Origin of the sequence: Roseibium sp. SCP14, from assembly GCF_040329475.1 — a bacterium.
Classification (GTDB): Bacteria; Pseudomonadota; Alphaproteobacteria; order Rhizobiales; family Stappiaceae; genus Roseibium.
In genome coordinates, this window is sequence record NZ_JBDZYH010000001.1 from 759,798 (window position 1) to 772,532 (window position 12,735).

The window sequence follows — 12,735 nt, forward strand, 5'->3', positions numbered from 1 at the left end:
AAGGGAGGTATTCATGCTCAAGACATTGACAAAAACAGCCTTGGCAGCCGTTGCGGCCACCGCGCTGGTCGCTTCTGCGGCAGCACAGGAATTCTCGTTGCGCTTCCAGTCGTCCGACCCGGCAGGCAACCCGAATTTCGAGTTGCAGCAGGGCTGGACGGAAGCTGTGAAGGAAAAGACCGGTGGCCGTGTTCAGATCGAACTTCTGCCGGTGGAATCCATCGTGGCGCACACCGAAACCCAGGACGCCATCGCTGCCGGCATTCTGGACGGTCACATCACCGACACGTCCTATTTCGCGGGCAAGGATCCGGCTTTCGGTCTGATCGCCAATCCGGTCGGAGCCTGGTCGTCACCGGACGAAATGTTTGCCTTCATGGCAACGGGTGGTGGCAAGGAGTTGATGAACGAACTGCTCGAGCCCTACGGCCTGCATTTCATTGGCGCCACCACGCCGGGCCTGGAAGCCTTCGTCTCCAAGGTTCCGCTGAACGGCGTCGGCGACCTGAAGGGCCTGAAGATGCGTGCGCCTGAAGGTCTGGTACAGCAGGTGTTCGCCGCAGCCGGTGCCGCACCGGTCAACCTACCCGGCTCCGAGGTCTTCACCGCACTCGACAAGGGCGTAATCGACGCTGCCGATTACACAGTCTTTTCCACCAACCATGCGCAGGGCATGCATGACGTGGCTCCGAACCCGGTCTACCCGGGCTTCCACTCCATGCCGCTGGTGGAAATCTCCATGAACAAGTCCAAGTGGGATGCCCTGCCCGCCGACCTGCAGGCAATTCTTGAAGAAAGCGTTGTCGAGTTCGCAGCTTCTCAGGTTGCCGCTCTTGCGGCACGTGACCTGAAGGCTGTCGAAGAAGCAAAGGCAGGTGGCAAGGTAACCGTAACGGACTGGCCGGCAGAAGAGCGGGCCAAGTTCCGCACAATCGCCACCGGCGAGTGGTCGAAAGTTGCAGAACGTTCCGCAAATGCACAGCGTGTCTACGACGTTCTGACCAGCTACCTGAAAGAAAACGGCTTGATGCAGTAATCTGCCTCAAGCACCATCTGAGCGGGCGCCAATGGCGCCCGTTTTCATAAAGAGCGGGGGAAGTTGACGTGCCGGAAAAAACCGAGGGACCGCAAAAGGAAGAAGACCCGGGTCCAATCCCGGAAGCCGGATTGATCGGCAAATGGATCGATCGCGGCGGCCTGTTGTTCGCAGCCGGAATTGTAATCTCGATGCTGGTTCTTCTGAACGAAGTCCTGTTGCGTTATCTCTTCAACGCGCCAACGATCTGGGCACATGAAACCACGATTTTCCTGTGCGGTGCCGCCTTCATCTACGGTGGACTTTACTGCACCGCGCGAAACCGGCACATCCGTGTTGTCCTGATCTATGACGCTCTGCCTGCGTCTGTCCGGCGGGTGTTCGATATCGTCATCTCGCTGATCTGCGCCCTGGCAAGCGGCACCTTCGCCTGGGCCGCCTGGCTGATGGTTCAGCGGGCCGCGTTCCGCCCCGACGGTTCCTTTCGGCTGGAACGATCCGGCAGCGCCTGGGACCCGGTCTTCCCGGGAACCATCAAGGTCTTTCTTCTCATCATTCTTTCCGTAATGGCCGTCCAATTCCTGGTTCTCGCCTTCAATTACGCGAGGGGCCGGAAGTGATTGATTTTTTCGGATCTTTTCAAGCCATCGGCATCGAGGGCGGCACTCTTTTGATGTTCGTCATGCTTTTGGCGCTGCTGGTCTCCGGCATTCCGCTCGCCTTCGTCACTCTGCTGGTCGCGCTGATATTCGCTCTCGGCTGGTTCGGACCGATGGTTGTGCCGCTGATCACCAGCCGTGTTTACTCCTTCGTTTCGTCCTTCGTGTTCGTCTCTGTACCGATGTTCGTGCTTATGGCAGCGATACTCGATCGCTCGGGCATTGCCCGCGACCTGTTTGACGCCATGAAGCTGATTGGCGGGCGCCTGCGTGGCGGAGTTGCCATCCAGACCATCATTGTTGCCGTAATCCTGGCTGCGATGAGCGGGATCATCGGCGGCGAAGTGGTCCTGCTCGGCCTCGTCGCCCTGCCCCAGATGCTGAGGCTCGGATACGACAAGCATCTGGCGATCGGTGTTGTGTGCGCCGGTGGTGCACTCGGCACAATGGTACCGCCTTCCATCGTTCTGATCATCTACGGGCTGACCGCCAACGTTTCCGTTGGTGACCTGTTCACGGCCGCTTTCGTTCCCGGCCTCATGCTGGCGGGCTTCTACGTCACCTACGTTCTGGTTCGCGCCTATCTCAATCCGGCGATCGCTCCGATCCCGGAAGGCGAACAGACCTCCAACGCCGAGAAGCTCCGTCTGCTCAAGGGACTGATCCTGCCGCTGACCGTTGTCGCGGGTGTCCTGGGCTCGATCTATGGCGGGATTGCCAGCGTGACGGAAGCTTCCGCCGTCGGTGTTGCGGGCGTTTTGTTGTCAACCGTGGTGCGCGGCGAGTTCACGTTTGAACTGCTCAAGGGAGCGGCCCTTCAAACGCTTCAGACCGTTGGGATGATCGTCTGGATCGGCATCGGAGCGAGTGCACTTGTCGGTGTCTTCAACCTGATGGGCGGCATCAAGTTCGTCTCCGCTCTCATTTCCGGCATATCCGAGAACCCGACCATCATTCTGCTCTTTATGATGCTGATCCTGTTCGTGCTTGGCATGTTTCTGGACTGGGTCGGCATTGCGCTCCTGACCATGCCGATCTTCGTACCGATCATCAAGGAACTCGGTTATGACCCGGTCTGGTTCGGCGTGCTGTTCTGCATGAACATGCAGGTCTCATTCCTGTCGCCGCCATTCGGGCCCGCGGCGTTTTATCTAAAGAGTGTAGCTCCCCCCGGGATCACCCTGGCGACGATCTTCCGCTCGCTGCTGCCTTTCATTGCAATGCAGATCCTGGCGGTTGCGATTCTGATTTTCGCTCCATGGATCACGGGCCGGTAAGGGAAAAGGACAAAGGCGAGCGAGAAATTCCCTTTGTTAAAAGCTCGCCTAATCAAAGAAACCACCGGTAACTCCACCGGTGGTTTTTTGTTGGCTGACACTGCGTTCAGATGCGCCTATCCGGCCCGGCCGGAGACCATTCGCGACAAGGTCGCGTCGCGATCTATGATCCTGTGCTTCAAGGTACCGACAATGTGAATGACCACAGCCGCCAGCAATACTTTTCCGCCGATGCCGTGAACGGCACTTGCAGCTTCGTTGATCGCCGGAAACTCACCCGGTGCCGGTATCGTCACGATGTTGAAGATACTGACAGCGTGACCGCCGGACAGTGACATGACAAGACCGGAAAGCGGCAGGACGATGATACTTGCCAGCAGGATCCAGTGAACGGCTTTCGCTGCGGCTTCCTGCCAGGCCGGTGCCTCGCCAACCGAAGGCGGAAATCCCTGCACGAGCCTGTAGCCAACGCGCCAGGCGCCATAAATCAGAACAAGAACGCCAAGCGCCTTGTGCAGCTGAATCAGGGGAAACAGCGTCGAGCGTTCAAGTTCGGTGTTTTCCAGAAACATGCCGAAACCGAGCATTCCGATCATGGCAATTGCGATGATCCAATGGTTGATGCGTGACACCGCATCGTATGTCAGGAGATTCTTCGCTTTGGTCATGAGACCCTCACATGAAGTTTGAATTGCCTTCAAGGCGCACCGGTTCCCGCTCTCAACCATTGCGCCCAGAAAAACCTCACCGGCCTCGCCCCCGGAAAGTTATGATTTTTCGAATATTCAATCGGTCAGACTGTTGCAATCCGGCATTTGTCAGCAATTGTCTCCGGTTATCGCCACGATACAGTCTGTTACAATTTCCCAGTCTCAAGCCTGCCGAAACTGCCGTTTTTGACTTTCGTCAGCAGTGAGTTGACTGGAAACAGAGTTGCTATCTGGAACGCGCCCAACGCGCGAGAGACTGCCTTTGCTCAAGTAGATTGGTCGCCAATATTCGTCTGAGAATGATGTCTTCGCACTGTTGGCGGGCACGCCAGTCCATGTCCTGATGCTGACCCGTGAAGCCCGTTTGCAAAAAGATGTAGAGCAACGCCTGTTTCGAATAATGCCCCCGCCTGTCATTGACTGGGGTGACTGCGTCCATTTCCTGGGCGACAGACCAGGCGGCTTCGTACCCTCGGTCATAGGCCTCTCGCCGCCAGGATGAAAAGAGATCGCCAAGCCTCATGATATATTCCGGCACTCGCGGTTCAGGTCGTCGTATGTAGGGGACTTGATCCCGCATCGCGCTGATACACAAGCGTGACAGGGTTGTCGTATAGGCAGTCATTCCCAGCAGGTAGCCGACCATTTGATCAGACCGGTTCAGTGACTGGTAGGCTCCGCGCAACAGTTCGATGCCGTTGCCGACGATCAGCCCACCGGTTGCAGACCCTGCAAGAGCAGAGACCGCTCCAGACTGAGCAGCGGACTGCAAGGCGGAAAGAGGGTCTTCAGACGTCATCAAAGTGACGGCGTTGTCCAGACCACCGGGTAAGGAATGCCCCAGGGCAGATACAAGCGTTCCAAGAACCGCATAAGCATCAGCGGCGGCTTGCCGATCCCTTTGCAACTGCGTCTGTCCAGTCTGCGGCATGGCCGGGCACCGGGTTTTGACAAGTGACAAAAACCGTGACCAATGTGGCGGCGCTTCATGTTGCCAGGACATCGTCGATAGCTCCCTTCTACCAGTTGATGGCATTCACTCCGGAATTTCTACCCAGAGCTGAAGCTATCAGGAGCCACTCCCTGACTTATGATGCAGATCACAAAAAGGCGGACAAGACCGCCCTTTCGTAAACAATTGAGGCTGTTACGCCGCAGCGACGCGGCTTAGGAAGGTTTCAACCCCTCGTTTCAATGCTTCGCTTCGTGTGATGAGATCGCCGGAGGCGGACAGAACGTTTCCGGATGCATTCTTCGTTTCATCCACTGCCTCCGCCAACCGAGACATGTTGGATTTCACTGCCAGAGTGCTTTGTGCCGCGCGTTGAACATTGCCCGAAATCTCATTGGTGGCGGCACCCTGTTGTGAAATTGCGGTGGAGATGCCTTGCGTATAGCCGTTGACCTCTTCCATCGTGTCGGAAATCGCTCCAATTGCGGTCACGGCCTCGCCGGTAGATTCTTGAATTGTCTGAATCTGCGATGAGATTTCTTCTGTCGCCTTGGAGGTCTGGTTGGCCAGTTCCTTGACCTCTGCTGCCACCACGGCAAAGCCCTTGCCCGCTTCACCTGCGCGGGCGGCTTCAATCGTGGCATTGAGAGCAAGCAGATTGGTCTGTTCTGCAATCGCCTGAATAAGCGTCACCACTTCCCCGATCTTTGATGCGGCCTCCGCCAGTCCCTGAACCTTGCCATTGGTCTCATGAACTGCTCCGGTTGCGGAGGTGACGATTTCGGAAGACCTGCGAACCTGGTCGCCAATTTCCGCAATAGATGCGGTGAGTTCCTCCGCAGCCCCGGCAACATTTTCGACACTCATGCTGGCATCCTCACTGGCTCGCGACGTATCGCCAGCCTGGGCAGTGCTGTTATCCGCGATGCCACCAAGGGCTTTTGCTGTCCCCGTCATGTCTTCGGCCGTCTCGTCAAGAGCTCCGAGAAGTTCATGGATTTCTTCGCGGAAGTTCTCGATCAGCCGTTCCACTTCGTTCTGACGCAGGTTCTGTTCCTGCTGATGCAGACTGGCTTCTTTCTCCAGACGAAGGCGCTCACGGGCATTTTCCTGAAACACTTGAACGGTGCGGCTCATATCGCCGATCTCGTCGCGTTGATCGATGGAAGGAATGACTACATCTGTATCCCCATTTGCCAGACATCCCATGGCTTCAGTCAGAACACGGGTCGGTCTCGTGATGACCAGTGACAGGACAAAGGCAAGAAGTCCGCCAACAACCACTGCCGCTGCAAGCGCTGCCGCAATCAGTCCAAGTGCAGTGTCGGCCCTGGCGGAGGCGCTCGCCGATTGGGCTTCGGTCAAAGCGGTGATAACCCGGCGGACTTCGCCTGATGTCGCTATCAAAGCCTCCCGCTTGAGGTCGAACGCCTCCTTTGCGGCGACCATGCCTGCAAATTCCGTTTCGTATGCCATGACCTCCAGTTCAATCGCAGCCACGGCATCGGTGATTTCAGGAAAGGCGGCACTGTCGGCCTTCAGCGTGCTTGCCAGGTTCTGAAGAATGCCAACACGGGTGAGAACGTCATCAGCGCCCATGGATTCAAACCCTGCAAAGAACTCCATGGTTGCCGAGCGAATTTCCAACGAAGCTCTCAGGAACTTCATCGCATTCACATTCACAAGATCAACAATGCCGAGTTTCGACTGCGCCTTGCCTGCAATCTTTTTCGCATCGTCCGTGGCCACATAGACGACCTTGCGCAAAGCCGAGGCACGGCTATGCAGAACGGCCAGTTCTGCTGCCACTTCCGCGCCAAGCACCGCAGGCAGAGCGGCATACTCCGCCCCCTCACCTTCAGGTACGGGCAATTTCTCATTCAAGGCCTTCGCCAGACCGGCCAGCTCTTTCATTTCAGACTGATCAAGACCGGCAACTTTTAATTTTGCCGCCTTTTTGGCCGATTTAACGATTTTTGCGGTTCCCTCACCAATCTCCTTTGCCGTCAATGGCGGCAGGTCCATTCCCTCTCCATCCGCGATCAAACCGACGATCACTGCGGACTTGTCTTCAATTTCAGAGAGCATGCGACCGACCTTGTCAGCCCGATTGCGGGTTCCCGACGCCTTCTTGGCCGCTGCTCCGGCGTCTCTTTGAGTCTTTGTCATCTGATCGGTGATCTGCGCAGCAAGCGTTTCGAGCCCTACCGCCGAGCGCAAGAGCTTTTCGACCTGTGCCTGCCGGTTTTCAACCGCGGCGACGACCTCATCGAATTCACTGTCCAGATGATCGACAAACCCGATCGCCTCAACGATTACCGCGCGGCCTTGTCCGGCATCTGACACCTGATCAAGAGAGACGAGAGAAGCCTTGAGTTGCGCAATCCGCTGGCTTGCTTGGCCGGCCAGTTCAGGACTGCTCCTGGATAGGAAGGCCTCCTGGGCCTGGGCAACCTGCTGAAGATCTGCCATGGATTCGGTTGCCATTGAACTCACTTCCGCCTGGGACCGTAACCCAAGGATCGCAAAAATTCCGACAGCGCCGACTGCAGCTGCAACTAGGATCATAGTAGCGAAGCCACCACCGACCTTCGCAGAAAATCGCGTATTCTTTAGCGGTGTAAGTAAGCTGGACATGTTTCCCCCACACTTTCGTCAATTGAAGGTGCGAGCGAATAAACAATTGATGAACGACTTTCTTGAACAAACTCGTTCTTTTACGCCGAATTAAATGGACGTCATTTTCCTCTTAACATGCAATGGCATATACTTGATTTGCGACGCAACTTTTTTTGCCCAAATTAAATCAACTACCCTCAACAGGGATTGAAAACTGCACAAATACCCTCTTTGAGCGAGTTTCCTTTCCCTGTTTCTGTAGCCTTCAATCAGGCGCCGGACGCCTTGGGATCTGCCGCTTCCAGAAGCTGCTTCAGCAGTTGACGGTCACCGATCTGATTGGCCATCAAGAGGATCAACCGGGCATTGAACGCATCGCTATCTTCCTTGCTGAGCCCCTCGTGAGCCGCAAGCAGATCTGCATAAAAGGCATCCGGCCGATCCAGATTCGGTTCGGTTTTGACGCTCTTCGTCATCATGAATTCCCTTTTGCAAGCACAGTTGCCATTGCCGCTTCAATTCCTTCCTGGTCCAGCCTGGTCCAGCGGGCTGCAACATGCTGATCCGGGCGGATCAGATAAATGGCCTTTGTTGCCTCCCCCAAATATCGTGCTTTCAACTCTGCTCCAACTTCGGATCTTGGAATGGAGATGCCTGTGACATGAACGCCATGGAACTCGCTATCAGCAGGAACTTCGCAACCAATTCCGAGGAGATGAAATTCTCCTCCATGCGTGTCAAGCAGCCAGCCATTTCCGACAGGCGCATCAACCAAGGGACTTCCGGGACGCGTGCGCTGAGGCAAAGTATCGGCATCAGGCCCGTTGAGCGGCGACCCGTCGTAGACGCAAGGCACTGACAGGCGGCCGGAATTCACCAGCGGGCGCGCAAACTCGTAGTGCTCTGAAAGGTCCAGCACAGCATCTCGGAAGATGCGGCTCGTTTCGGACTTCGGAGTGATGAAATCCGTCGATCTGGAACTTTGCAGAATGTTTTCGTCTGCCCCCAACTCTCTCTCGAAAGTATAGGAGTCCAATAGCGTCTCAGGTGCTTTACCAGAAAGAACCAGCTTCAGTTTCCAGCCGAGATTGTCGATGTCCTGGAACCCGGAATTCGCGCCCCGCGCACCAAACGGAGAAACCTGGTGCGCGCTGTCACCGGCAAAAATCACGCGTCCATGGCGGAACTGTTCCATTCGCCGGCACTGGAACGTGTAGATCGACACCCATTCCAGGTCGAACTCGACTTCGTCACCGAGCATCTGCTTCAGCCGCGGAATGACGTTTTCCGGTTTCTTTTCTTCTTCCTTGTCGATGTCCCAGCCAAGCTGAAGATCAATCCGCCACACCCCGTCCGGCTGCTTGTGCAAAAGCGCGGACTGATCCTTGTTGAAGGGCGGATCGAACCAGAACCAGCGTTCAGTCGGAAAATCCGCCTTCATGATCACATCGGCAATCAGGAAGTTGTCTTCAAAGACCCTGCCGACAAAATCCTGATCCAGCATCTTCCGGGTTGGCGACCCGGCGCCGTCACAGGCGATCAGCCAATCGGCCTCAAGATTATAAGTGCCATCGATGGTCTCCACCGTGATGACCGTGTGATTGTCCCGCTCAACGAGGTTTGCGACCTTGTTGCCGCCCCGAATTTCGATCGGCTTGCCTTCTGCCTGAAGAGCACGGATGCGTTCAACCAGATAGAGTTCGCAGTAATACTGCTGCAGATTGATGAAGGCCGGTCGCTTGTGACCGTCTTCCGGCAGCAGGTTGAATTCATAGACCTGACGGTCACCGAAAAAGACCTTGCCGACGTTCCAGACGACACCCTTGTGCACCATCTCGTCACCGCAGCCGAGGCGGTCGAAGATCTCGAGCGATCGCTTGGAAAAACAGATCGCCCGCGAACCGACACTGACCTTGTCATTGTCGTCCAGCACGACAACGGGGATATCGGCCTGCGCGAGATCGATCGCCATGGCCAGCCCGACGGGCCCTGCTCCTATGACGACAACCGGGTGACGCACCGGTGTTGAGGCATCCTGATCGGCAGAGCGCTTATAGGGGTAAAGCGGTACCTCGAATAATTTGGTCACAGGTTCTCTCCCTGCTTCTGGCTTATAAGTATTTCATGGCCGACTTGTGCCTGTCGAATTCCAGAAAGAACTCGTCCAGCTGCGGCGGTGCCACTTTTGTTCCGGCCAGCATTGCGTGTACTTGACCTCTGTGATGGATCTGGTGCTGAAAAAGATGCAGCAGCGTGTTGGCGACCGATTCGTGAAAGACGCCATTCCGGCCACGGTCCTGCGCAATTTTCCTCTCATGATCCTGCTCGTTCAAGCCATCACAGAAGGCAATCAGCTGCCGATCAGACTTTTCCTGCGCAGCTCGCAGTGCCGCTGCCGTTTTAAGATGCGGCGTTTCGAACACTGCAAGTCCCTGCCCGTCTTCCTTCAAGGCATCAAGATAGTACCGGTCTACTTCCCAGTTGTGGTTGAGCGTTTCCTGGATCGACGGAAAGAAGCTAGTCCGCTCGGCCTGGAATTCCTCCTGGCTGAGCTGACAACAGGCTTCGTAAAGGCGCTCGTTGGCATAGGCATTGTTGCGGGCCATGAGGCGGAGGTGGTCAAGCGCGGAATTCATTGTTTGCTAGCCGGGGCGTTTCCGGGATCGGGATTTCCCGTTTCATCTTCAGCCTGGTCTATCTTTCGTTCGGCAATTGAAGTCCTAATTTTCGCTAGATAACTAGCTTTTTGCTCATCCGACATCTCACCAAGATTCACCTGATGAATGAACCAACATGACGTAATAGCCGGTCTATATTCCGTCTGTGAGAGAATCGGAGGAACCGCACTTACAGGAGTTGCCTTGGTTAAAACTGCCACTACTTCGGCACCTTCGTAATTTCCGGTTACACGATTCATCTCAGCTTGGTTTTTCGTCCATTCTGCCATTTGCTCGTCGAATGAACGTGTATCTTCTTCACCTTGATAACAAACTTCGACTTCGAGCGGACCATTGTATGCTCCGGTAAGATTTTCACGGATGTCGTAATCTGTCTTGACGCAAATTCCTCGCTCCGAAATTTCAAAATTGAAGGCTGTCACTTTTCCAATGATGGCTAACGCCTCCGGAGCGAATGGGTCGTCGTACTCAAGCCCCATAGGCTGACAAGCGTGGGCCGGCAGGACAAATCCGCCACCTCCCAATATTGCAAACACGCAAAACTTCAGCAGAGATTTCATGAGTGACCTCCCTTAAGAACAGGAAGTGTCAGTAACTGCATGAAATTGCGTCACAATCATGAGGTGTTGACCCACGCAGCTCAACCTTACCCCTGCAGGTCTGCCCACATCTTGGCATCGCGCTCAGCGGTCCAGATGCGCGGCGTGTCGATGTCCTGGGCTTCATCGTAGGCACGGGCGACGTTGAACGGCAGGCAATGCTCGTAGATCGCGTAGTCCTTGAACTTCGGATCACAAGCAGCACGGCAGGCGTCCCAGGCTTCCTTGAGCGATCCGCCACGCTTGGCAACCTTGGCCACCGGGTCATATGTCGAGCGGATGAAGTCGGCGGTGGAATCCAGCGCTGCGTTGACCATCTCGGAGCCGACCAGTGCGTCTCCGCGGCCCGGCGCAATGGCATCGAGATTGAACTTGCGGATCTGTTCCAGCGTGCCCGGCCAGTCGTTGAAGTGGCCGTCGCCGCAATAACAGGCGGAGTGATACTCGACGATGTCGCCGGTGAACATCACGTTCTCGTCCGGCACGTAGGCAACAATATCGCCCGCGGTATGAGCGCGCCCAAGGAACATCAGGTCAACACGGCGCTTGCCGAGATAAACGGTCATGCGGTCGTTGAATGTCGTTGTCGGCCAGGTCAGGCCCGGAATGCTTTCATGTCCCTGGAACAGGCGCGGGAAGCGTTCGAACTCACTTGCCCAGTCTTCCTTGCCGCGTTCGGCGACCATGGATCGCGCTTTTTCGCTCATGATGATGTTCTGAGCCTGGTAAGCAGACGCACCCAGAACGCGAACGGCGTGATAGTGGGTCAGCACCAGGTGGCTGATCGGCTTGTCGGTGACAGAACGTACTTTCTCGATCACCTTCTGCGCCAGGCGCGGTGTTGCCTGTGCTTCGATGATCATGACGCTGTCGTCACCGATGATGACACCGGAATTCGGGTCGCCTTCGGCAGTGAACGCCCACAGGTCACGACCGATTTCGGTGAAGGAGATTTCCTTTTCAGTCATATCTCCAGCGGATGCGAATTGTTTGCTCATTTGTCCTCCTAAGGCGAAGCCGCCTTGTGAAAATCGTCATTGCCGGGGCTGATCCGGCAATTCATTCCGTGACGTTTCTCCAATCACTCACATGCCCGCTCGATAAAGCGGCAGCATGGATGCCGCGGTCGGGCCGAGGCATGACTGACTGGCATTTGTGAAAAGCAAAAGGGCTTTCATTCGCCCCAAAGCTTCGCCTTAGCTCTTCTCAACTGTTTGCTCGATGGCACCGAAGATCGAATGACCTTCGCCATCCTGCATTTCGATGCGCACCGTGTCGCCAAACTTCATGAACGGGGTCTTGGCCTGGCCTTCATTGATGGTTTCGATCATTCGGATCTCGGCAATGCACGAATAGCCCACACCGCCTTCGGCGATCGGCTTGCCCGGACCGCCATCCAATTTGTTGGAGACGGTCCCCGAGCCAATGATGGCCCCAGCGGCGAGATCGCGTGTCTTGGCGGCATGGGCAATCAGCTGACCGAAATCGAACGTCATGTCGACGCCTGCCTCGGCCCGGCCGAACGGCGCACCGTTGAGGTCCACATGAAGCGGCAAATGCAATTTGCCGTCCTTCCAGGCGTCTCCGAGCTCGTCAGGCGTTACTGCAACTGGAGAAAACGCAGAAGACGGTTTTGACTGGAAGAAGCCAAAGCCCTTGCCGAGTTCTGCCGGAATGAGACCGCGAAGGGAGACGTCGTTGACCAGCATCACGAGGCGAATGGATTTCAGTGCCTCTTGTGGGCTGACACCCATCGGCACATCACCGGTGACAACGGCAATCTCGCCTTCCATGTCGATACCCCAGGCCTCGTCGCGCATCCGGATCGGATCGCGAGGTGCGAGAAACGTATCCGAACCACCCTGGTACATCAGCGGATCGGTCCAGAAGCTGTCGGGCATCTGGGCACCGCGCGCCTTGCGCACCAGTTCAACGTGATTAACGTAGGCAGAGCCATCCGCCCACTGGTAGGCACGCGGCAGCGGCGACAGGGCGTCATGTTCATGAAAACGGATGGTAGGTACCGCTTCGTGAGACAGGCTTTCGGCCAGAAGTTTCAGTTTCGGCGCAATCCGGTCCCAGTCGTCGAGAGCGGCCTGAAGCGTCGGGGCAATATGGCTTGCGTCCGTGCAATAGGTCAGACGGTCATTCACCACCACCAGCTTGCCATCGCGGCTACCGTCTTTGAGCGTTGCCAGTTTCATT

13 protein-coding genes are annotated in these 12,735 nt (G+C 56.1%); 4 read left to right on the forward strand and 9 right to left on the reverse strand.

The window, feature by feature from the left end; genetic code table 11:
- Nucleotides 1–13: 13 nt before the first annotated feature.
- The 3 genes from ABLQ08_RS03525 to ABLQ08_RS03535 all read left to right on the forward strand — a co-directional run bounded on the left by ABLQ08_RS03525 (nucleotide 14) and on the right by ABLQ08_RS03535 (nucleotide 2,972).
- Entirely contained in the window at nucleotides 14–1,036 is a 1,023-nt protein-coding gene (locus tag ABLQ08_RS03525) for a TRAP transporter substrate-binding protein (protein ID WP_352939647.1), read from the forward strand.
- 68 nt (nucleotides 1,037–1,104) lie between these two features.
- Nucleotides 1,105–1,656, forward strand: coding sequence for a TRAP transporter small permease subunit (locus ABLQ08_RS03530; protein ID WP_352939649.1), 552 nt, complete (start codon nucleotides 1,105–1,107; stop codon nucleotides 1,654–1,656).
- A gap of 53 nt (nucleotides 1,657–1,709) precedes the next feature.
- Nucleotides 1,710–2,972, forward strand: a complete 1,263-nt coding sequence (locus tag ABLQ08_RS03535) for a TRAP transporter large permease (RefSeq protein ID WP_352940507.1) — start codon at nucleotides 1,710–1,712, stop codon at nucleotides 2,970–2,972.
- 116 nt (nucleotides 2,973–3,088) lie between these two features.
- Here the strand turns inward: ABLQ08_RS03535 and ABLQ08_RS03540 are convergent, their stop codons facing one another.
- Both ABLQ08_RS03540 and ABLQ08_RS03545 read right to left on the reverse strand, forming a co-directional pair.
- Nucleotides 3,089–3,640, reverse strand: coding sequence for a cytochrome b (locus tag ABLQ08_RS03540; RefSeq protein WP_352939650.1), 552 nt, complete (start codon nucleotides 3,638–3,640; stop codon nucleotides 3,089–3,091).
- A gap of 268 nt (nucleotides 3,641–3,908) precedes the next feature.
- Entirely contained in the window at nucleotides 3,909–4,613 is a 705-nt protein-coding gene (locus tag ABLQ08_RS03545; protein ID WP_352939651.1) for a hypothetical protein, read from the reverse strand.
- 23 nt (nucleotides 4,614–4,636) lie between these two features.
- Here ABLQ08_RS03545 and ABLQ08_RS03550 point away from each other — a divergent pair, with 23 nt between their 5' ends.
- Nucleotides 4,637–4,816 (forward strand): hypothetical protein, encoded by a 180-nt coding sequence (locus tag ABLQ08_RS03550; RefSeq protein WP_352939652.1) that lies wholly within the window; start codon nucleotides 4,637–4,639, stop codon nucleotides 4,814–4,816.
- 13 nt (nucleotides 4,817–4,829) lie between these two features.
- Here the strand turns inward: ABLQ08_RS03550 and ABLQ08_RS03555 are convergent, their stop codons facing one another.
- The 7 genes from ABLQ08_RS03555 to ABLQ08_RS03585 all read right to left on the reverse strand — a co-directional run bounded on the left by ABLQ08_RS03555 (nucleotide 4,830) and on the right by ABLQ08_RS03585 (nucleotide 12,734).
- A complete protein-coding gene (locus ABLQ08_RS03555) occupies nucleotides 4,830–7,121 on the reverse strand; it encodes a methyl-accepting chemotaxis protein (protein WP_352939654.1) in 2,292 nt (763 codons plus the stop codon).
- Nucleotides 7,122–7,522: 401 nt separating this feature from the next.
- Complete coding sequence (locus tag ABLQ08_RS03560) at nucleotides 7,523–7,732, reverse strand: DUF2783 domain-containing protein (protein ID WP_352939655.1); 210 nt, start codon at nucleotides 7,730–7,732, stop codon at nucleotides 7,523–7,525.
- The gene (locus ABLQ08_RS03565) at nucleotides 7,729–9,342 is read right to left on the reverse strand and encodes an FAD-dependent oxidoreductase (protein ID WP_352939656.1); all 1,614 of its coding nucleotides are present in this window, start codon (nucleotides 9,340–9,342) and stop codon (nucleotides 7,729–7,731) included. Before ABLQ08_RS03565 ends, ABLQ08_RS03560 begins: the two co-directional genes overlap by 4 nt.
- Nucleotides 9,343–9,364: 22 nt before the next feature.
- Nucleotides 9,365–9,889: a DinB family protein gene (locus tag ABLQ08_RS03570; protein WP_352939657.1), complete on the reverse strand. Its 525-nt coding sequence runs from the start codon at nucleotides 9,887–9,889 to the stop codon at nucleotides 9,365–9,367.
- Nucleotides 9,886–10,491: a hypothetical protein gene (locus ABLQ08_RS03575; protein WP_352939659.1), complete on the reverse strand. Its 606-nt coding sequence runs from the start codon at nucleotides 10,489–10,491 to the stop codon at nucleotides 9,886–9,888. The genes ABLQ08_RS03570 and ABLQ08_RS03575 overlap by 4 nt, the downstream gene beginning before the upstream one ends.
- An 86-nt stretch (nucleotides 10,492–10,577) precedes the next feature.
- The gene (locus ABLQ08_RS03580) at nucleotides 10,578–11,528 is read right to left on the reverse strand and encodes an MBL fold metallo-hydrolase (RefSeq protein ID WP_352939661.1); all 951 of its coding nucleotides are present in this window, start codon (nucleotides 11,526–11,528) and stop codon (nucleotides 10,578–10,580) included.
- A gap of 198 nt (nucleotides 11,529–11,726) precedes the next feature.
- Entirely contained in the window at nucleotides 11,727–12,734 is a 1,008-nt protein-coding gene (locus tag ABLQ08_RS03585; protein ID WP_352939663.1) for a fumarylacetoacetate hydrolase family protein, read from the reverse strand.
- Between the last annotated feature and the right edge of the window lies 1 nt (nucleotide 12,735).

Coding starts and splice junctions, on each gene's coding strand:
- ABLQ08_RS03535 (WP_352940507.1), top strand. CDS start 1,710: ATGTTCGTCATGCTTTTGGCGCTGCTGGTCTCCGGCATTCCGCTCGCC.
- ABLQ08_RS03555 (WP_352939654.1), bottom strand. CDS start 7,121: ATGGCAACCGAATCCATGGCAGATCTTCAGCAGGTTGCCCAGGCCCAG.
- ABLQ08_RS03525 (WP_352939647.1), top strand. CDS start 14: ATGCTCAAGACATTGACAAAAACAGCCTTGGCAGCCGTTGCGGCCACC.
- ABLQ08_RS03540 (WP_352939650.1), bottom strand. CDS start 3,640: ATGACCAAAGCGAAGAATCTCCTGACATACGATGCGGTGTCACGCATC.
- ABLQ08_RS03585 (WP_352939663.1), bottom strand. CDS start 12,734: ATGAAACTGGCAACGCTCAAAGACGGTAGCCGCGATGGCAAGCTGGTG.
- ABLQ08_RS03575 (WP_352939659.1), bottom strand. CDS start 10,491: ATGAAATCTCTGCTGAAGTTTTGCGTGTTTGCAATATTGGGAGGTGGC.
- ABLQ08_RS03570 (WP_352939657.1), bottom strand. CDS start 9,889: ATGAATTCCGCGCTTGACCACCTCCGCCTCATGGCCCGCAACAATGCC.
- ABLQ08_RS03580 (WP_352939661.1), bottom strand. CDS start 11,528: ATGAGCAAACAATTCGCATCCGCTGGAGATATGACTGAAAAGGAAATC.
- ABLQ08_RS03560 (WP_352939655.1), bottom strand. CDS start 7,732: ATGATGACGAAGAGCGTCAAAACCGAACCGAATCTGGATCGGCCGGAT.
- ABLQ08_RS03545 (WP_352939651.1), bottom strand. CDS start 4,613: ATGCCGCAGACTGGACAGACGCAGTTGCAAAGGGATCGGCAAGCCGCC.